Annotated in this window: 17 protein-coding genes; 8 read left to right on the top strand and 9 right to left on the bottom strand. The window is 46.5% G+C overall.

Annotated features, from left to right (window positions below; all coding sequences use genetic code 11):
• Positions 1-248 precede the first annotated feature (248 nt).
• Together C1I60_RS06525 and gyrA are read right to left on the bottom strand one after the other, a co-directional pair.
• Positions 249-1,337 (bottom strand): HD-GYP domain-containing protein, encoded by a 1,089-nt coding sequence (locus C1I60_RS06525; protein ID WP_137060989.1) that lies wholly within the window; start codon positions 1,335-1,337, stop codon positions 249-251.
• A gap of 215 nt (positions 1,338-1,552) precedes the next feature.
• Positions 1,553-4,129 (bottom strand): DNA gyrase subunit A, encoded by a 2,577-nt coding sequence (gene gyrA / locus C1I60_RS06520; protein ID WP_137060988.1) that lies wholly within the window; start codon positions 4,127-4,129, stop codon positions 1,553-1,555.
• Between the two features lie 467 nt (positions 4,130-4,596).
• On the opposite strand from gyrA, the gene C1I60_RS06515 reads away from it, so the two are divergent.
• Positions 4,597-5,424 (top strand): YheC/YheD family protein, encoded by an 828-nt coding sequence (locus C1I60_RS06515; protein ID WP_137060987.1) that lies wholly within the window; start codon positions 4,597-4,599, stop codon positions 5,422-5,424.
• A 107-nt stretch (positions 5,425-5,531) separates the two neighbouring features.
• On the opposite strand, the gene gyrB is transcribed toward C1I60_RS06515, so the two are convergent.
• The 7 genes from gyrB to C1I60_RS24750 all read right to left on the bottom strand — a co-directional run bounded on the left by gyrB (position 5,532) and on the right by C1I60_RS24750 (position 12,143).
• Positions 5,532-7,442 carry a DNA topoisomerase (ATP-hydrolyzing) subunit B gene (gene gyrB, locus C1I60_RS06510; RefSeq protein WP_137060986.1) on the bottom strand — a complete coding sequence of 637 codons (1,911 nt, stop codon included), beginning with the start codon at positions 7,440-7,442 and terminating at the stop codon, positions 5,532-5,534.
• Between the two features lie 30 nt (positions 7,443-7,472).
• Positions 7,473-7,724 carry an extracellular matrix regulator RemB gene (gene remB / locus C1I60_RS06505; RefSeq protein WP_007433255.1) on the bottom strand — a complete coding sequence of 84 codons (252 nt, stop codon included), beginning with the start codon at positions 7,722-7,724 and terminating at the stop codon, positions 7,473-7,475.
• A gap of 16 nt (positions 7,725-7,740) precedes the next feature.
• Positions 7,741-8,856, bottom strand: coding sequence for a DNA replication/repair protein RecF (recF, locus tag C1I60_RS06500; protein WP_137060985.1), 1,116 nt, complete (start codon positions 8,854-8,856; stop codon positions 7,741-7,743).
• A 54-nt stretch (positions 8,857-8,910) separates the two neighbouring features.
• Positions 8,911-9,129: a S4 domain-containing protein YaaA gene (yaaA, locus tag C1I60_RS06495; protein WP_137060984.1), complete on the bottom strand. Its 219-nt coding sequence runs from the start codon at positions 9,127-9,129 to the stop codon at positions 8,911-8,913.
• A gap of 46 nt (positions 9,130-9,175) precedes the next feature.
• Complete coding sequence (gene dnaN, locus C1I60_RS06490; RefSeq protein ID WP_137060983.1) at positions 9,176-10,318, bottom strand: DNA polymerase III subunit beta; 1,143 nt, start codon at positions 10,316-10,318, stop codon at positions 9,176-9,178.
• Positions 10,319-10,504: 186 nt separating this feature from the next.
• Positions 10,505-11,851: a chromosomal replication initiator protein DnaA gene (gene dnaA / locus C1I60_RS06485; RefSeq protein ID WP_137060982.1), complete on the bottom strand. Its 1,347-nt coding sequence runs from the start codon at positions 11,849-11,851 to the stop codon at positions 10,505-10,507.
• Positions 11,832-12,143, bottom strand: coding sequence for a hypothetical protein (locus tag C1I60_RS24750; protein ID WP_137060981.1), 312 nt, complete (start codon positions 12,141-12,143; stop codon positions 11,832-11,834). The genes dnaA and C1I60_RS24750 overlap by 20 nt, the downstream gene beginning before the upstream one ends.
• A gap of 840 nt (positions 12,144-12,983) precedes the next feature.
• Between C1I60_RS24750 and rpmH the strand changes: the two genes are divergently transcribed.
• The 7 genes from rpmH to rsmG all read left to right on the top strand — a co-directional run bounded on the left by rpmH (position 12,984) and on the right by rsmG (position 19,709).
• Complete coding sequence (gene rpmH, locus C1I60_RS06475; RefSeq protein ID WP_007433250.1) at positions 12,984-13,118, top strand: 50S ribosomal protein L34; 135 nt, start codon at positions 12,984-12,986, stop codon at positions 13,116-13,118.
• 263 nt (positions 13,119-13,381) lie between these two features.
• On the top strand, positions 13,382-13,732 hold the full coding sequence (rnpA, locus tag C1I60_RS06470; protein ID WP_137060980.1) for a ribonuclease P protein component: 351 nt from the start codon (positions 13,382-13,384) through the stop codon (positions 13,730-13,732).
• Positions 13,733-13,803: 71 nt separating this feature from the next.
• Entirely contained in the window at positions 13,804-14,676 is an 873-nt protein-coding gene (locus C1I60_RS06465) for a YidC/Oxa1 family membrane protein insertase (protein ID WP_137060979.1), read from the top strand.
• A complete protein-coding gene (gene jag / locus C1I60_RS06460) occupies positions 14,673-15,434 on the top strand; it encodes an RNA-binding cell elongation regulator Jag/EloR (protein WP_137060978.1) in 762 nt (253 codons plus the stop codon). The genes C1I60_RS06465 and jag overlap by 4 nt, the downstream gene beginning before the upstream one ends.
• A 186-nt stretch (positions 15,435-15,620) precedes the next feature.
• On the top strand, positions 15,621-16,997 hold the full coding sequence (gene mnmE / locus C1I60_RS06455; RefSeq protein WP_137060977.1) for a tRNA uridine-5-carboxymethylaminomethyl(34) synthesis GTPase MnmE: 1,377 nt from the start codon (positions 15,621-15,623) through the stop codon (positions 16,995-16,997).
• A gap of 100 nt (positions 16,998-17,097) precedes the next feature.
• Positions 17,098-18,987 (top strand): tRNA uridine-5-carboxymethylaminomethyl(34) synthesis enzyme MnmG, encoded by a 1,890-nt coding sequence (gene mnmG / locus C1I60_RS06450; RefSeq protein ID WP_137060976.1) that lies wholly within the window; start codon positions 17,098-17,100, stop codon positions 18,985-18,987.
• Complete coding sequence (rsmG, locus tag C1I60_RS06445; protein WP_137060975.1) at positions 18,987-19,709, top strand: 16S rRNA (guanine(527)-N(7))-methyltransferase RsmG; 723 nt, start codon at positions 18,987-18,989, stop codon at positions 19,707-19,709. Before mnmG ends, rsmG begins: the two co-directional genes overlap by 1 nt.
• Positions 19,710-20,059: the final 350 nt, after the last annotated feature.

Raw genomic sequence — 20,059 nt, 5'->3', positions numbered from 1 at the left:
GGTTGATTTTGCGAACAAAATCATTTACTCACTCGTTGTTCAGTTTTCAAAGATCAAACATTTCGCGTCTGCTTTAGGGTTTCTTTCATCCCCTCAGCAACTTTTATAGTATATCATGTTTTTCTCAGTTGTGTCAACACTTTTTTTAAAAAGTGTTTTTCACTCTTATTTGATAACACTAGAAGCGACAAGAAATAATATATCATACTTTTATTATATTGTGCAACTGTTTTTTCAAAAAAAAGTACTTAAGTAACAATACACTCAATATAAAGCTCTCTTTGAAGCATTAAGTTAACGATTTCTCCGTTTACCTGCACCAACGGACGTGTCGGATGGTCTCGATCGGCAAATATGATTTCCCCTGTACGGCTATCATTCAGACGCACCTTGGTTCCGTTATTGAATTGAGTAAGCTTTTGGATGAAAACCTGTACAACACCCGGGTCCAGCTTACCAAAGGATTCCGATTTGATTTGCTCCAGTACCAGATACGGGGATTGTGCTGGTCGGTAGGTCTTCTCCAGCGTCATGGCATGGAATACATCAGCCACTCCAACGATTTTAGCGTAAATATGAATTTGCTCCCCTTTGAGTCGCAATGGATATCCGGTACCATCCACTTTCTCATGATGCTGAAGAGCTGCCAGACGTACTCCTTCATTAATGGCCTTCACATTTTTGAGTAATTGGTAGCCTAATGAGGTATGCTGTCGAATTTCTTCCTGCTCCTCCCACGTTAATGTAGAAGGCTTGTACAGAATGTCCGGGTCCATTTTAGCATTCCCAATATCATGGAGTAATCCGGCAAAAGCAACCTGCATCCAGTCCTTTTGGGGCAAGCCAATCCATTGAGCAATAGAATACGAGGTCAGAGAGGTTAGGACCGCATTATGAAAAATATAATCAACTTCAATCATGGCACGCGGAGAATATGTCATTACATTATAGCGCTGGATGTATACCAGCAAGGCTTCCAGCTGCCCCCGCAACTCATATATGGATAAATTAGATACGAGCACCGATTGGAACGCATTTTTCACGAGCATCACCATTTTGTCGTACTCTTCCTGAAATAAAACGGACTCATCTCGCTCCTCTAGCGAAGGGAATTGCGATTCAGGCGCTCCAGCTCGGGCAGTAGCATGATCTTCACCAGCTTTTTCCAAACCATCAGGCCCTACTTCTACTTGCTGGATCAGGAACGCTTGTAAAATCTCCAAATCACGCGGTAGCAGAATACGGCCCTTCGGAAGCAGCAAGCTGCCCATTTCAGTAAATACGTCGCTTTGCAATCTTAGTCCTGCTTTTAATTCGGATACGGAAACTGTTGTCATGGTCAACCTCTCTGTTCTCATAGCAGCAGCTCTAGCTGTCAGTTTTTATTAAGTCATTATATTACTTGAACTTGCTCCTGTACATTCATTTTATATGATTTGTAGCATACTTGCTGTATTCATTTTTCGGCAATAGAAAAAGACTCCCTGACCAATGGCCAAGGAGTCTTCCCCGTCATTTAGAAACCAATACCACTGTTTATATCGGTGGATTGTTATGCGTCCTCAGAAGGCTCCGAATCGTTACCTTGTGTTCCTTCTACATCCGTCCCAAGGGCTGAATCATCTGTTGATGGAGATGCACCCTCACCAACTTCTAGGTTAGTATTCTGCTCATCAAGCAGTTCATCTAGCAATTCATCTTGCTCCTCATTCTTGTTCGCACGACAAACGGTAGCAACTGAATCATCTTCGCGGATGTTGATCAACCTTACCCCTTGTGTATTCCGACCCATCGTCGAAATTTCTTCCATGCTGGTCCGAATCAAAGTTCCGCTGGCTGTAATGATCATTAGATCCTCTTCGGTTTTTACAACCTTGAGGCCGACAACTGGACCATTTTTATCTGTGACGTTAATCGTCTTGATCCCCTTACCTCCACGGCTTTGAATACGGTAATCCACTACAGGCGTACGTTTGCCATATCCTTTGGCCGTTACGATCAGGATATCCAGGCTAGTATCAACAATATCCATGCCTATTACAGCGTCACTCTTGTCGAGAGTAATACCTTTAACCCCAGTAGCACTACGACCCATGGAACGTACATCACTCTCAGGGAAGCGAATAGACATACCTTGCGCCGTACCAATGATCATTTCCTGCTGTCCATCGGTCAGCTTCACTTCGATCAGGGCATCATCCTCACGCAGGTTGATAGCAATCAAGCCGCCCTTACGGATATTAGCGTAGTTATCGAGCGGTGTCTTCTTGATAATCCCTTGCTGAGTAGCAAAGAACAGGTAGCTGTCCTCTACAAATTCCTCAATTGGAATGACCGCATTGATCGACTCGCCCTGCTCAATTTGAATCAGGTTAATGATCGGTGTCCCCCGGGCTGTCCTGCTCAGATCAGGAATCTCATAGGCCTTAATCCGATATACTTTCCCCTTGTCGGTGAAGAATAACAAATGATGATGTGAATTCGTAATGAACAGATGCTCTACGAAATCCTCATCCTTGGTATCCATCCCCACTACACCACGACCGCCGCGTTTTTGACTACGATAAGTAGTCACGGGAAGACGCTTAATATATCCGGTATGGGTTACAGTAATGATAACATCCTCACGCGGAATAAGATCCTCGTCCAGAATACTCTCTTCACCCACTGTAATTTCAGTACGGCGTTCATCTGCGAAACGCCCTCTTAGCTCATTAAGCTCTTCGCTGATAATGTTAAGCACCAGATGCTCGTTGGCCAAAATTTCGCGGTATTCCGCAATCTTTTGCAACAACTCATTGTATTCGTTCTCGATCTTCTCACGTTCCAAGCCAGTCAGGCGTTGCAGACGCATATCCAGAATGGCCTGAGCCTGCTCGTGAGACAGCGAGAACCGTTCAATCAATCCTTCACGTGCTGCTTCTGCGGTCTGTGAGGAACGAATTAATGCAATGACCTCGTCCAGATGGTCAAGGGCAGTGCGCAAGCCTTCCAGAATGTGTGCTCTGGCCTCGGCTTTTTTTAGATCAAATTCTGTACGACGACGAATGACTTCAACCTGATGCTTGAGGTAATGATACAAGACATCTTTCAGGTTCAGAATCTTCGGCTCGTTATTTACAATTGCGAGCATATTGATACCGAAAGTGGACTGCATTGCCGTATGCTTGAACAAATTGTTCAGAACAACGTTCGGGTTCACATCCCTGCGCAACTCCATAACGACACGCATGCCCGTACGGTCTGATTCATCCCGCAGATCGGTGATGCCCTCAATACGTTTGTCACGTACTAATTCAGCAACTTTTTCGACCAAACGAGCCTTATTTACTTGGTAAGGCAGCTCATGCACGATAATCCGTGCTTTATTGCCAATCTCTTCTATGGTGGTCTTCGCACGCATAGTTACAGATCCGCGGCCGGTCTGGTATGCCTGACGAATGCCCGAGCGTCCCAAGATATAGCCTGCTGTCGGGAAATCCGGCCCTTGAATATAATCCATCAGTTCCATCGGTGTAATGTCAGGGTTCTCAATCAGTGCTTGTACACCGTCAATAACCTCTCCTAAGTTATGCGGAGGAATATTAGTAGCCATTCCGACCGCAATCCCGCCGACACCGTTCACCAGCAAGTTAGGATAACGTGCAGGCAACACGACCGGCTCGTTCTCCTCCCCATCGTAGTTCGGCATAAAATCAACGGTCTCTTTGTTCAGATCACGCAGCATTTCCATCGCGATCTTCGACAATCGTGCTTCCGTGTAACGCATCGCAGCCGCCATATCTCCATCAACGGAGCCAAAGTTACCGTGTCCGTCCACCAGCATATAACGCAAGGAAAAATCCTGCGCCATCCGAACCATCGTATCGTATACGGCCGTATCACCATGAGGGTGATATTTACCGATAACTTCACCGACGATTCTTGCCGATTTTTTGTATGGCTTGTCTGGCGACATGCCTAGCTCGGACATCGCAAACAAAATACGTCGGTGTACCGGCTTCAGTCCGTCCCGCACATCAGGCAAGGCACGGCTAACAATAATACTCATGGCATAATCCATAAAGGATTCGCGCATTTCCACTCCGATATCCCTGTTGATGATTTGCGAGTTTTTTTGATCCGCCATGCTGGTCCTCCTTCTCATCCTTCAATACATTGCTCTCTATGTGAAAAGCCTAACAAGACACTGCCTATATACTCCGCTCTGTGCGCAGGATTTTGGCTGAAATCCTCATCTGTATAATTATATTACTTTCACAAAAAGAGCACAATTAAACGCATCTGTCCGCTTTACAGCGTAAAACTCTCAGTGATTGCCCTGCTATGAGCAGCAGATGGCTACCCATCATACAACTCACAGGTCATGATTATGACAAATTCCCCCGAACTGGGGATTAGCCCCCACCCTGAAGGCCTTTTCCACATACAATACGTATACGGTCAGGGTTAACTGAGCACAATTCCGAAAAAACGCCGTATTTCTCTATTATATCATTGTTTTACGCACTTGTCCTTTAGTTTCCCTTGTTTTGTTCAAGCGTTGTAATTTCCATGAACGTAGCTTACATTTCCAAAAGAAAGGGATGAGAATACTTGTCTATTCAACGAGTATCCAGTAAGTGGACCAAAACAAATATCATTCTCCCCAATTCAATGTTGTCCGCTTATGTACCGGAAACACGTTTGTATGCAATGGAGCATTTGAATGAAATGCTGGCATTGTACGGAACCGTCTATATTAAGCCGGATAACGGTACTTATGGGAAAGGGGTTATGCGGGCAGAGAGACTCACTGAACCACTTCCGCCGAATGAAGAGGGAATTATCGGAGAAAGAACGTGGTACATCCTCCGTTATGAGGTAGAGACCCATACCTTCGAAAATCTGGAAGACCTGCATAAAGCAGTTTCTCACCGCATACGGAAGCGTCCCTATCTAATTCAACGAGGAATCCCCCTTCTTCATCATGATGCACGACCCTTTGATCTACGAGTATTAACGCAGATGAACTTAAGAAAGCAATGGGAAACGACGCTCATCATAGGGCGTGTTGCTGCTCCCGACAAAGTCGTCACCAATCATCACAGCGGAGGCACAACACGCTTTTTCAATGAACTGGTAGCTCCATATCTGGATGTAAAGGAAGCGGTACGGCTGGAGCAAAAGCTATCGAAAATGGGCGAGCGGGTAGCTTGGCAGTTGCAAAAGAGGTACCCCCGCTTGAAGGAAATTGGTTTGGATATAGGACTGGATCAGCAAATCTATCCGTGGATTTTGGAAGTAAATACGATGCCAGCCATTAAGGTGTTCTCTTCCCTGCCCAACAAAAGCCTATATCATAAAATATTCAGGTATGCTGTAGGCTACGGCCGTTATACAGCATCCACGGGTAAGCCTGCACGCACTAAGAAAAAGGCGTAAAGCTTTGAAATTAAATATTCAAATTTTCTCCGACGGGTTAATGACAAGACAAGGGACGCTCCATCTGAGCGCCCCTTGGTGAATTCTTTCTAAAATCACATCATGTATTAAACATCAAGATTTTTCACGTACTTAGCGTGCTCCTGAATAAAGTCGCGACGCGGTTCAACATTATCGCCCATTAGGGTATCGAACATCGTATCAGCCAGCATGGCATCACTGATGGTAACTTGAAGCATTGTACGGCTCTCAGGGTCCATTGTCGTTTCCCACAACTGGGTTGCGTTCATTTCACCCAGGCCTTTATAACGCTGTACGTTGTACTTCGCATTTTCTCCGAATTCACTGATGATAGCATCACGTTCGGCTTCAGAGTTTGCATAACGTACGACCTTATTGCGCTCTACCTTAAACAGCGGCGGCTGAGCAATATAGACATAACCGGCGTCAATAATTTTACGCAAGTACCGATAGAAAAATGTCAGCAATAGCGTCCGAATATGGGCTCCATCGACGTCCGCATCGGTCATGATAATGACCTTGTGATAACGAGCTTTAGCAATATCAAAGTCGTCGCCAATCCCCGTTCCCATAGCCGTTACCATTGACCGAATTTCATCACTGGACAAAATACGATCCAAACGTGCCTTCTCGACATTCAGGATTTTACCTCGAATCGGCAAAATAGCCTGAAAGTGACGATCACGGCCTTGCTTGGCCGATCCGCCCGCTGAATCGCCTTCGACGATGTACAGTTCGCTAATCGACGCATCCTTGGAGGAACAGTCTGCCAGCTTACCTGGGAGAGAGCTGATTTCCAGCGCACTTTTACGACGAGTCAGCTCACGCGCTTTCCGTGCAGCCTCACGAGCACGGGCTGCTTGTAATGATTTATCAACAACGCGGCGCGAGACAGACGGATTTTCCTCCAGAAATTCCTGAAGTTTCTCTGCGAACAGGGATTCGACAATCCCGCGTACCTCACTGTTACCCAGCTTCGTTTTGGTCTGACCTTCAAACTGTGGTTCCGGGATTTTGACGGAGATAATCGCTGTCAGTCCTTCACGCACATCGTCACCCGTCAGGTTGGCGCTGTTGTCCTTGATAAAGCCATTTTTGCGTGCATAATCGTTAATGATCCGGGTCAATGCGCTCTTGAAGCCAGATTCGTGGGTGCCGCCTTCATGGGTGTTGATGTTGTTAGCGAAAGAATAAATATTTTCGGTATAGCTGTCGTTATATTGCAGCGCAACTTCGACTTGAATCATATCGCGTGAGCCTTCGACATAGATCGGTTGCTCATGAAGCGCTTCTCTTTTCTGATTCAGAAATTGTACGTATTCACTGATTCCGCCCTCGTAGTGGAACGTATCACTGGCGCCAGTCCGTTCATCGGTCAGGCTAATCGCAATTCCTTTGTTCAGGAAAGCCAGCTCACGAATCCGCGTTTGGAGCGTATCATAGTCATATACAGTCGTTTCTGTAAAAATTTGATCGTCCGGGTAAAACGTCGTTTGGGTACCGGTTTCGTCCGTATCGCCAATGACTCTGACATCATACTGCGGAGCACCACGATGGTACTCCTGCTCATACACATGTCCATCCCGTTTAACGTGAACGATCATTTTGCTGGAGAGGGCGTTCACTACGGATACACCAACGCCGTGCAGACCGCCGGATACCTTGTACCCCCCACCTCCGAATTTACCACCTGCGTGAAGTACAGTCATGACTACTTCCAGCGCAGATTTTTTCATTTTGGCGTGTTCGCTTACCGGAATACCGCGTCCGTTATCTGTAACGGTGACGCTGTTATCTTCGTGAACGACAACTTGAATGCTGTCACAATAGCCTGCCAGCGCTTCGTCAATGCTGTTGTCCACAACTTCCCAGACCAGATGATGGAGCCCTTTGGCACTGGTGGAACCGATATACATCCCGGGACGTTTCCGAACCGCCTCCAGGCCCTCCAGGACCTGAATCTCACCCGCATCATAAGACGGTTGATTCATAGACATGCCTTTCACCTACTTCTATAGATTCTATGGTTAAGCATTGGCAACAAACTGGTTTGCCCGCTTTTTGAGAGTTGTTGAGGAGATGGGGGAATAATACACCGTATTTTGAGTCACCACGATGGACTTGGCTTCCTCTTCACCAATCATCTCGACATGCTTTTGCTGTTGGGCGTGGTTCACGTACTGCTTGGAGATTTTAGAGGATTTTTCAATCGAGATATCGAAAATAGCCACAAGCTCTGACGAGCGGATGATTTTTTCTCCACCCAGATGAATATACATAGCGGTCACTCACTCCTTAGTGTTCCACATGCCCGTCGTGGACGTGGTAAATACTGGCATCCTTGAGCCGTTCTGCATTCAAGGTCTCAATACCGGTTGCCGTGATAAAGGTCTGCACCTTGCTCTGGAAGGTCTCGATCAGTTGGGTCTGACGGTAGGGGTCCAGTTCGGATAGAACATCATCCAGCAGCAGGACAGGATATTCACCAATTTCCTCATGGATTAATTCAATTTCAGCCAGCTTCAAGGACAGGGCAGTCGTCCGCTGCTGCCCCTGAGAGCCATACGTATGCACTTCCCTGCCGTTAATGGCAAAGGCCAAATCATCACGATGGGGTCCTGCCAAAGTCATACCACGGCGGATTTCCTGTTCCCTCATTTGGGATAACTTTATCATAAATCGCTCCAATAAGACAGCTTCATCTTCTTCCTCCGGCTCGCTGAAGGAGGGAACATAGGTTAATTTTAACTCTTCAGCTCCTCCAGCGATCCCTTCATGAATGGCCTGAGCCCACTTTTGTAGCTTTGTTATAAATTGTTTCCGCTTTTTAACAATTTTAACACCGTGCTCAACAAGTTGCTCATTCCATACCTCCAGCATGAGCTGTACGGAAGCCATATCTTTGCCCCAAGCTTGCTTGAGCAGATTGTTACGCTGGACCAGCACTTTCTGGTATTGCTGCAAATGGTACAGATATCCTGGAGCAACCTGTCCAATTTCCATGTCAAGAAACCGGCGGCGAACCCCCGGCGTTCCCTTGACGATTTCCAAATCCTCAGGTGCAAACATAACGACATTCAGCGAACCGATAAAGTCGCTTAGCTTTCGCTGCTCCAGTCCGTTGATCTTCGCTTTTTTTCCTTGTGTGGATAACGACAGATCCAGCCTGATTTTTCCGTATTTCTTATCTACATCCGCAGCAATGTGAGTCGAGGTAGCCCCGAAAGAGATCAACTCCTTGTCGCGCGACGTCCGGTGACTTTTGGTCAAAGCCAGGACAAAAATCGCCTCTACCAGATTCGTTTTGCCCTGCGCATTTTGTCCGATCAGCAAATTAACGGGCCCAAATTCATTCAGCTCCAGCTGTTCATAGTTCCGATATTGCTGCAAAACAATGTTGTTCACAAACACATAGGGTCCCCCTTGTTACTCCGCACCTAAAAGGAGTCCTTGCCGACCAGGCGATCATGCTCCTGCCGTGATCTCGAAACTTCCGTTGTCCTCTACTTCTACGGTATCGCCCGGGTACAGTTTTCTTCCGCGTCGTTCTTCCGGCTCACCGTTGACACGAACTTGCCCCTCCTGCAACAGAGCTTTGGCCATTCCTCCTGTAGAAACACAATCGGCTAATTTTAAAAATTGATCGAGCTTGATGTATTCGGTCTGTATAGATATCTGTTTCAAGGCTTGTTCATCCTTTCGCTTGTTCTCGGGTGGGTGACGCTAGACGTTAGTTGGTGGTGCGATATGGCAGGATGATGTACAGCGCATTGCTGGAGTCCGCCGGTTTTAAAATGATGGGGCTCATAATGCCGGTAAAAGCAATCGTCAGTTGCTCGCTGTCAATCACCTTCAGCACATCAAGCATATATTTCGAATTGAACGAGATTTTGAGCGGCTCTCCCTCAAATTTGGAGACTGTGACTTCCTCGCGTACTTTACCCAGCTCAGACGAGCTGGAGGAAATCTCCAAGCCGCCGTTTTCCAGCGACTGCATTTTTACAATATTCGTTTTTTCCTCACGGGACAGCAAATAAGCACGGTCGATGGATTCGCTCAAACTTTTTGTATCCACAATCAGTTCTGTTTTGTAGGAGGTTGGAATAATTCTAGAAGTATCCGGATACGTTCCGTCCAAAATGCGGGAATAAAACAGAACTCGGTCAATTTTGAATAATACCTGGTTGTCTGCTACGACGATATCCACAAGTATATTTTGATCCGGAATAATTTTGCTCAGCTCGTTCAACGTTTTACCTGCAATGACAACATTGCTGAAACGCAAGCCTTCAGACGTTTCCAAACGGGCGCTTCGGGTGGCGAGGCGGTGGCGGTCCGTTGCTACAAATTTCAATTCGCCCTCAGCCAAATTCCACAATACCCCTGTCAAAATAGGTGTCGTTTCGTGGGTGGAAATGGAGAAAACGGTCTGCTTAATCATGTTTTTGAGCAAATCGCCTGGTACAGAGATGACCTGATTTTCTTCAATGCTTGGAAGCACCGGGAATTCCTCAGGGTCCAGACCCACCATCTGAATTTCGGTTGCACCGGATGAGATGAAGGTTTGGAAATGGTCTTTTACCTCCATACGGATCTCCTGAGACGGCAGCTTCTTGATAATTTCGACAAAGAACTTGGCTGGCAGTACAACACTTCCCGGTTGTTCAACTTGAACGACAGTTTGGTCACCATCCTCCATAGGAATAAAGGATTGAATGGAGATGTCGGTATCACTGGCAGTCAACGTTACTCCCTGATGATTCACATCCAGCTTAATACCACTCAAAATTGGAATCGTGGTCCGACTTGATATGGCCTTGGATACATGTTGTATAGCCTCGTTCAATACGTTTTTCAAAATGCTGATCTTCATAAGTTCCTCCTACGGGTTTTAATCCTTCAAGCACGCGTTGACGCGGGCCTTATTTAGGTGATGTATATCTTTAAAATCTATTAGTAATAGTAATAGGCGCACTGAATATGTGGATAAGTCGCTGCAAGCCTAATAAAATCAAGCCTATCCACATGTGTATAAGTTGTGTATAGGCTCTGAACTTGTTCAGGTTGGATTTTTGATTTTTTCGATTAGGCTGTTGATAACTTTGAACAGCTCCTGATCCACTTGAATGGATTTGGAGATTTTTTCGTGCGCATGAATGACGGTTGTATGGTCGCGTCCACCGAAGGCTTCTCCGATTTTCGGCAAAGAATAGTCGGTTAGCTCACGGGACAGGTACATAGCGATCTGCCGTGGAAAAGCCACCGCCTTCGTCCGCTTGCGTGCTTTGAAATCCTCCAGGCGCAGATTGTAAAATTCCCCGACTTGATGCTGTATATCCTGAATGGTAATCATTTTGGGACGACTGGAAGGAATAATATCCTTTAACGCCTCGGCCGCGAGATGACTTGTCACATCCTGATTGGTCAGCGAGGAATAGGCAACGACGCGAATCAGCGCCCCTTCCAGCTCACGGATGTTCGTATCAATCTGGTTGGCGATATACATCATGGCCTCATTGGGAATATCCAGGTTTTCCGCTCGCGCCTTTTTCCGAAGAATTGCAATTCGCGTTTCCAAATCCGGCGGCTGAATATCCGTAATCAATCCCCACTCAAAGCGGGAACGCAGCCGTTCCTCCAGCGTTGGGATCTCTTTAGGCGGACGATCGCTTGAGATAATAATTTGTTTGCGTTCCTCATGAAGCGCATTGAACGTGTGAAAAAATTCCTCCTGCGTCGACTCCTTGCCTGCAATAAACTGAATATCATCGATGAGCAAAATATCAATATTACGATATTTGTTCCGGAAGCTTTCACCACGGTTGTCCCGGATGGCATTAATAAATTCGTTAGTAAACTTCTCAGATGACAAATATACCACCTTGCTGGCCGGGTTGTGCTCCAAAATATAATGCCCGATGGCGTGCATCAGATGCGTTTTGCCCAGACCTACGCCGCCGTACAGAAACAGCGGGTTGTAAGCTTTGGCCGGCGCCTCGGCGACGGCCAGCGATGCTGCATGGGCAAAACGGTTCCCCGATCCGATGACGAACGTATCGAATGTATATTTGGGATTCAGCATATGGGACACGGCTTCTTCATGTATGACCGGCTGCTGCTGAGGTTGTTGCTGGAGATCGAACTCGGCGGGCTTGTTCTCTTCAATGACGAACTTGACCTCCAGCTGCTTGCCCAAAATTTCATAAACCGTTGCCCCGACTAGCTTGGTATAGCGGCTTTCAAGCCATTCCACGGCAAAAGTTGTCGGTGCAGAAATCACAATGGAGTGGTCATTCAGTTTCGCTGCCTTGGTAGCCTTAAACCAAGTGTCGTAACTCGGCTTACTCAGCTTGGTTTGTATGATGGATAGAATTTGCTGCCATAGTTCAGAGGTATGGCTGTCCACAGACGTCACTCCTTTTAAATCCTGACATTTTGCCGTTTAAGCTGTAAAGGGCTGCTCCCAGCGCTTCGGCAAAACGCCTAAAATCCCAAAAATGTTGTTGAAGGCCATAAAAAGACATACCGCCGCCTAAATCATGCGGCAGTGTGATGAGAGAACGCAGCACAAAATAGTCCTGAAAAATAGCTAATGGAAAAATCCGCTGCTGATCGGCAGAAGAAAGGCGATATTTCTCAGGAGGGAATGTGCGGCACGATCCGTTCTCTTGATCCCGCAGGCCAAAACGGGACTGCAATATGTCGAAATCAATTGATAAATGTAGAATATATCCCCAGAATCCCGAATCCGCACAAAAATAAAAAGATGGATAAATTGAACTTGTTCACAACTTTATCCACAGGGTGTTGATAATATGGAGGGTAAAACAACATATTCACATTCAAAAGTAATATCATCATAGCAAAAGAAGCCTTGTATTTCAATGACTCGTGGTTATTTATCCACAAATTCAATCTGTTGTGTACAATTTTTATTCACAACACAAGATATTGTTTATAATTTGTTCAGTTTTCGACAATAACTCTTTTTCGTCTCAAAATGTTATGCACAGGTTATGACCATTTAAATCACAATTCAGCTTTTTTTGTGGATCTGTGCATAACAGCTGTTACCTTTTGGTCACAGGAGGCGTTTTTCCTGTTGAAAATTTCCGGTAACGTTTCCGACAATATTTTTAATGATATGGTTATGATGCCTGGAAATATGCGATCTCAAAATAAAAGACGGTGTAAAGAAATTAGGAAGTAGGAAGGAAGAACGAACTGTAAGGAACAGGAGTGGTGGATGGACCACAAAATGTAGACAAGCTGATATTGAAGAAGGAAAGTCGAAGCAAATCCACGAATCCACGATCAAAAAGGGGAAAGGAGCGTGGGATCAGTGAACTGGATGAAGGAGCGAAATCTTTGGTCATGAAAAAGAGGGAGAGGATTGTGTGATTTAGAGGGAGAAGATGAAGCTGTACATTGACTTTGGCCGCTATTTATGGTTAAATGTACAAAGGTGTTTTTTGTGGAGATTGCTATGTTAGGTATATTCCATATAAAACGTATTCCTTGTAAGGAGGTGCAGTACAATGAGACCGACTTTCAGACCGAATGTCAGCAAGCGTAAAAAAGTTCACGGCTTCCGTAAAAGAATGAGCACAAAGAATGGCCGTAAAGTTTTGGCAGCTCGTCGCCAAAAAGGCAGAAAAGTATTGAGTGCGTAATGCGTGCATAAAGACCACTACGGTGGTCTTTTTTTTCATAATGGAGGTATTTATGGGGCGGTTTGCTTTCCCTATGTCTGTAGAAATGCAGTGAAAAAAGAGGGAGGAGCACCGCAACCTGATCTATATTAGATGAAGCTTTTGAAAATGGATGTAAAATAAGCGAGATTACCATGGTGGAATGTTGTCCATACTTCTTACTATATAAGGGGTAAGGATTGGCATGCCGGCATGTGTAAAAGAGATGAGCAAGGAGAAGCGCCGTGCAAAAAAAATTGCGTCTACGAAACCGGGCGGACTTTGGGCGCGTATACCGCCATGGCAAATCTTTTGCCAACCATCAGTTTGTGGTGTACTGGTTCCGCCGCAGAGAGGTAGAGCAGTTCCGCGTTGGAATTTCGGCCAGCAAGAAGATCGGCAATGCAGTTGTCCGCAACCGGATGCGCAGGATCGTCAAGGAAATTGTGCGCCATCATGAGCATGAATTGGTGGAGCAAATGGATCTGATTTTTATCGTCCGCAAGGGAGCAGTTACAATGTCGTATCAGGAGCTGGAGAAAAGCGTGCTGCACGTTCTGCGCAAAGCCTCGCTGCTCAAGTCTTCACGCCGATAGTCAGTATCTTTGTCCTACAGGATATGGTATGATTTACGTTGGAATGGATTGGTTAAGAAAGGGGTTATGAAGTGTCGCGTTTGAAGACTCAACGGGGGAAATGGTTCCTCCTGATTGCCTTATTGGCACTTGTTGCTGTGCTGTCTGGATGTGCTCCGACAGTCCACAATTCTTACACGACGGCAGACTTGGCCAATGGATCTTGGTGGCAAAGATATGTCGTTTACTGGTTTTCGTATGCGCTGGATACGTTTGCCCAATGGTTCTCTGGAGAGTATGGCCTGGCCGTACTGATACTGGTGATTATCGTGCGTACCATTATTTTGCCGCTTACACTCAAGCAAGTACGCAGTTCTAAAGCAATGCAGGCCATTCAGCCGCAATTAAAAGAAATTCAAGCGAAATACAAGGATACGCCTGAGAAGGTCCAGCAAGAGACGATGAGGCTGTTCCAGGAAAACAAGGTTAACCCGATGGCGGGCTGTCTTCCTTTGATCGTTCAGATGCCGATTTTCATCGCGCTTTATAATGCCATTTACTATAATTCGGCATTACGGGATCATGATTTCTTGTGGCTCCAGTTAGGTAAACCGGATCACTTCTTTATCCTGCCAATTCTGGCGGCAATTACAACATTCGTCCAAACCTGGATGATGATGAAAATGAATCCGACTCCGCAGCAGGGACCGATGCAATTTTTGCTGTACGTCTATCCGGTTCTGATTCTGTTCATGTCGTATAACTTCCCATCTGCTTTGCCGTTATACTGGTTCTACAGTAATATTTACACGATTATTCAAAACTATTTCCTTTATCGGAATAAGGATAAAGAAGTTGCGCTGGCAAATGTGAAAACAGCCAGTCTTACGAAAACAGGTTCCTCCAATAGCAATAACAAGAAAAAAGGTGGCAGAAACTCGAAGGGGGCTAAAAAGTCGAGATGACCAAAGTCGTGACTTCAGGAAAAACCGTTGAAGATGCTGTAAAACAAGGACTCTCCCAGCTGGGAGTAAGCCGTGAGCGGGTAACCGTAAACGTGTTGGAACAGCCGTCAAAAGGATTCCTGGGGTGGCTCGGGGTCAAGAAGGCGAAGGTAGAGCTTACGCTGCTATCTGATCCGTCTCCCGAAACCACACACACGGCTGAACATCATGTATCGGCTCAGGTGTCTACCATGGGACAGGCTGTTGTTCCAGAAGCTGAACCTGTTACGCAGCAGGAAGTACGCACGAGCAAGGAAGCCTCCATAGGCCATGCAGACCCCTATGAAGAAGCTGTACGTTTTATCCATGAAACAGCAGCGGGAATGGGACTGGATGTTGAAGTGGATGTTCGTCACCGCAAGGATGAAAGCATACTGGATATATCCGGTCCGTCGCTCGGCATGCTGATCGGCCGCCGGGGACAGACGCTGGATGCATTGCAGTACCTAACGAATATCGTTGCCAATCGTCATTCTGACAAATTCATCCGAATTGTGCTGGATGCCGAGCAATTTCGCGCACGTCGGCAAAAAACGCTGGAGGATTTGGCGGATCGACTGGCCAACCAAGCTATTCGTTACGGCAAGGAAGTAGTGCTGGAGCCAATGCCGTCACAGGAGCGGAAGCTGATTCACGCCAAGCTTCAACAGCATGCGCAGGTTAGAACATACAGCAAGGGGGACGAGCCGAATCGGCGCGTCGTCATTGCCAAAAAATAATCCGACGCAATGGCTCTCTGCAAGGTGCAGAAGCCATTGCTTTTTTTCAAATGAGGATTTTGCAAAATTTTGAAATATAAGACTTTATAAGTTTCACTCATTTGTTCTTATATTTCTTGCTGAAACGGTTGCCGTCCTTGATGAAGGACGGCAATCCGTTTCTACTAGACAGGAGGTAGAAACCATATGCTGAGCGAAACCATAGCTGCCATTGCAACGGCAGTCGGCGAAGGGGGCATTGCGGTTGTACGGGTCAGCGGCCCGGAAGCCGTTACAGAGGTGGAAGCTTTGTTCCTGAGCAAGACGCCTCTAAGCAAGGCTCCATCTCACACGGTACACTATGGACATATTATAGATCCTCAAAGCCATGAAAAGGTGGAGGAAGTTCTAGTTACGGTTATGCGGGCGCCCCGCTCTTTTACAACAGAAGATGTCGTAGAAATCAGTACCCATGGCGGGGTTGTAGCCGTTAAACGGGTGATGGATTTACTACTGCTGCAAAATATACGTTTGGCCGAGCCGGGCGAATTCACGAAGCGTGCTTTTCTGAACGGTCGTATTGATCTGAGTCAGGCGGAGGGAGTCATTGACCTGATTCGCTCGAAGTCGGATAAAGCTTTTTCAGTCGCTTTGAAGCAAGTAGATGGACAACTGTCACAAAATATCCGCCGTTTGCGGCATGTTCTGGTAGAGACACTGGCTCATATTGAAGTGAACATTGATTATCCTGAGCATGATGTGGAATCTTTTACGTCTGAGTTGATCAAGGATAAGAGTAGTCAGGTCATGGCCGAAATTGATCGGCTGCTGCATACAGCGGAGCAAGGGAAAATTTTACGTGAGGGCCTGACCACAGCAATTGTTGGAAGACCGAATGTGGGGAAATCCTCGCTGCTGAATACACTGGCTCAGGGCGAACGGGCGATTGTGACCGATATTCCGGGCACGACCCGTGACGTTATTGAGGAATATGTGACGATTAACAGCATTCCTTTGAAGCTGCTGGATACGGCTGGCATTCGGGAAACGATGGATGTAGTGGAACGGATCGGGGTAGAGCGTTCGAGAACAGCGGTCAGTGAAGCGGATCTGCTGCTCATCGTAATTAACGCCAACGAACCGCTGCATGAGGATGAAATGGCATTAATGGAACAAATCCGCGGTAGACAAGCGATTGTCATTATGAATAAAATGGACTTACCGGCCCAAGTAGACCGGGATTTGCTGCTGCGGTATGTTCCAGAAGAGCTTATCGTACCAATGTCTGTAAAGGAAAATGAGGGAGCGGATCGGCTGGAGCAGGCCATATCGCAGTTGTTCTTTAGTGGTAAGCTGGAATCAGCCGACATGACATATGTCAGCAATGTACGGCATATTGCCTTGTTAAAGAAGGCTCGCCAATCGTTGGTAGATGCCTATGAGGCCGCTGATCAATTCGTTCCGATTGACATGATTCAGATTGATGTACGGCTGGCGTGGGAGCATTTGGGCGAGATTGTGGGCGATACGGCGCATGATGCGTTAATCGATCAAATATTTTCACAATTCTGTCTGGGCAAATAGGACATTCGAGTATGGCTGTGTTAAGCCCTACTATCGTTATAGATATACAAGAGCATATTTGGTACGCAAAGACCGAAGTGCATAAGGAGGTAAGAGAGGTATGGGATATCAAGGAGGCGACTATGACGTAATTGTCGTGGGCGCGGGCCATGCGGGTGTGGAATCCGCCTTGGCAGCAGCCCGGATGGGCTGTCGTACGTTGATGATTACGATTAACCTGGATATGGTTGCGTTCATGCCCTGCAACCCGTCTATTGGTGGTCCTGCCAAGGGGCATGTGGTGCGTGAAATTGATGCTCTGGGCGGCGAAATGGGCCGGAACATCGACAAGACGTTTATCCAAATGCGGATGCTGAACACAGGTAAGGGGCCTGCGGTCCACGCATTGCGCGCGCAGGCTGACAAGTTCTCTTATCAGCATACGATGAAGGAAACGATGGAAAAGGAACCAAATCTGACCTTGCGCCAGGGAATGGTGGAAGAGCTGATTATTGAAGACGGTCATTGCGTGGGCGTCATCACGAAGACTGGTACGGAGTACCGAAGCAAAGCGGTTGTATTGACTACAGGCACTTATTTACGTGGTAAAATCATTATGGGTGAGCTGATGTATGAGAGTGGCCCGAACAATCAACAGCCTTCGTTGAGACTGTCTGAGCATTTGCGCGAGCTGGGCTTTGATTTGGTCCGCTTCAAAACGGGTACACCGCCGCGCGTGCATAAGGACACGATTGATTTTAGCAAAACCGAAATTCAGCCGGGGGACGATCAACCGAAGTTTTTCTCGTATGAAACGAAGTCTTCGGATAATGAGCAACTTCCTTGCTGGCTGACCTATACTTCAGTGGAAACTCATCAGATTATTAATGATAATTTGCATCGTGCACCGATGTTCTCCGGTCTGATTGAAGGAACAGGACCGCGTTATTGTCCATCTATTGAAGATAAAGTGGTACGTTTTAGTGATAAGCCGAAGCACCAGATCTTTTTGGAGCCTGAGGGTAAAAACACATCTGAATACTATGTTCAAGGCTTGTCGACCAGCTTGCCTGAGGATGTGCAATTAGCTGTGCTGCGCTCGATTCCGGGGATGGAAAAGGTAGAAATGATGCGTAACGGCTATGCGATTGAGTATGATGCCATGGTGCCTACACAATTGTGGCCTACGTTGGAAACAAAAAGAGTACCTGGCCTGTTCACGGCGGGTCAAATTAACGGCACTTCCGGTTATGAAGAAGCTGCGGGCCAAGGGGTTATGGCAGGCATTAACGCGGCTCGTAAGGTGCAGGGCAAAGAACCTGTCGTGTTGGACCGCTCACAAGGCTATATCGGGGTTCTGATCGACGATCTGGTGACCAAGGGGACGAATGAGCCTTACCGTTTGCTAACCTCCCGTGCAGAATACCGTCTGTTGCTGCGTCATGATAATGCAGATTTGCGTTTGACTCCGATCGGACATGATATCGGCCTGATTACGAATGAACGGTACGAGCGCTTTTTGGATAAGAAACAAAAGGTAGAGCAAGAGATTGAGCGTTTGCGTCTGGCAAAAGTGCGTCCGGTTGATGTCAATGAGATGCTGGAGCAAGGTGGATCTGCACCGATACAGGACGGCAGTAATTTGTTAACCGTGCTGCGTCGACCAGAGATTAGCTATGCACAAGTGGCACAAATTTCACCTTCACCTGTAGCTCTGACTGAGGAGGAACAGGAGCAGGTGGAAATCCAGATTAAGTATGCGGGCTACATCGAGAAACAACTGATGCATGTAGAACGTCTGCAAAAAATGGAGAAGAAAAAGCTTCCAGAGGATATCGTATACGATGAGGTTCAGGGTTTGGCGATTGAAGCCAAGCAGAAGCTTGCCAAAATTCGTCCGATGTCGATTGGTCAGGCATCCCGTATTTCGGGTGTGACTCCTGCGGACATTTCCATCTTGCTCGTTTATCTGGAGCATTATAACCGCGTAACGGCAGCAAGGGGATCATAATGGACGCGATACAACAGCAATTTAAGCAGCGACTGGCAGAGCATAGCATTGTGATTAATGACAGTCAGCTAGAGCAGTTCGAAACGTATTATCGTGTGCTGGTTGAGTGGAATGAAAAGATGAACCTGACAGGCATTACAGAGCGTGATGCGGTGTACACCAAGCATTTTTACGATTCTCTTTCACTGGCCTTTTATGTTCCGTTAAATGATGTGAAAAGCTTGGCGGATATCGGATCGGGGGCAGGGTTCCCGGGGATTCCTTTGAAAATATGCTTTCCGCAGATTCAGTTGACTATTGTGGATTCATTGAACAAACGTATACAATTTCTGGCGCATGTGGTAGAGCAGCTAGGCTTGGAAGACGTGGAGCTGATCCATAGCAGGGCAGAGGAATTGGGTCGTAAAACGGGATACAGGGATAGCTACGATCTGGTCACAGCCAGAGCCGTTGCCCGTCTTGCAGTGCTGAATGAGTTTTGTTTACCGTTTGTCCGTGAAGGGGGTCACTTTGCTGCGATGAAAGGCAGTGACCCAACGGAAGAAATCAAGGAAGCTTCCTATAGCTTGAAAGAGCTTAAAGGAAAGATTAAGCATATTCAGGCTTTTCAGTTACCTGTGGAGGATGCAGCCAGACATATGATTATTATTGAAAAAAGGGCAGCTACACCACGGAAATATCCGCGAAAGCCAGGTACGCCTTTAAAAACACCGTTAGTGTAACCAATTGAAAAAAAGTGAATGTTTCACGTGAAACATTCACTTTTTTTATGGCTTGCAATGCTCTTAACATAAACAACGTATAGATGCAGAAGGTCTTTATTTACGGCGTAGAGAAGCATGGATAAATAGGCATCTGATAGGGTGTGCAATTTATTATCTGATCCTTCCGAAAAGCTGGTAGAGACGATAGGATTATGGCTGGAAAAGTGATAGAATAGAGATAATCGTTTTTGATGTAAGTTGACTGCTTCCCGTACCGTTCGATTCCGATATACATAAGGGGAAGCGGGACAACAATGCCAGGGAGAATACGTGGAGTGTACCCGATTACGACGCTGTCTCATATAAAA

The organism is Paenibacillus terrae (assembly GCF_005217525.1).
Taxonomy (GTDB): domain Bacteria; phylum Bacillota; class Bacilli; order Paenibacillales; family Paenibacillaceae; genus Paenibacillus; species Paenibacillus terrae_C.
Note: the sequence above shows the minus strand (reverse complement) of the source record. Positions and strands in the feature narration are given on the sequence as shown.

Excerpts from the sequence above, each read along its gene's own strand:
- C1I60_RS06525 (WP_137060989.1), bottom strand. The coding sequence starts at position 1,337 with ATGACAACAGTTTCCGTATCCGAATTAAAAGCAGGACTAAGATTGCAA.
- gyrA (WP_137060988.1), bottom strand. The coding sequence starts at position 4,129 with ATGGCGGATCAAAAAAACTCGCAAATCATCAACAGGGATATCGGAGTG.
- gyrB (WP_137060986.1), bottom strand. The coding sequence starts at position 7,442 with ATGTCTATGAATCAACCGTCTTATGATGCGGGTGAGATTCAGGTCCTG.
- remB (WP_007433255.1), bottom strand. The coding sequence starts at position 7,724 with ATGTATATTCATCTGGGTGGAGAAAAAATCATCCGCTCGTCAGAGCTT.
- dnaN (WP_137060983.1), bottom strand. The coding sequence starts at position 10,318 with ATGAAGATCAGCATTTTGAAAAACGTATTGAACGAGGCTATACAACAT.
- rpmH (WP_007433250.1), top strand. The coding sequence starts at position 12,984 with ATGAGACCGACTTTCAGACCGAATGTCAGCAAGCGTAAAAAAGTTCAC.
- jag (WP_137060978.1), top strand. The coding sequence starts at position 14,673 with ATGACCAAAGTCGTGACTTCAGGAAAAACCGTTGAAGATGCTGTAAAA.
- mnmE (WP_137060977.1), top strand. The coding sequence starts at position 15,621 with ATGCTGAGCGAAACCATAGCTGCCATTGCAACGGCAGTCGGCGAAGGG.
- mnmG (WP_137060976.1), top strand. The coding sequence starts at position 17,098 with ATGGGATATCAAGGAGGCGACTATGACGTAATTGTCGTGGGCGCGGGC.
- rsmG (WP_137060975.1), top strand. The coding sequence starts at position 18,987 with ATGGACGCGATACAACAGCAATTTAAGCAGCGACTGGCAGAGCATAGC.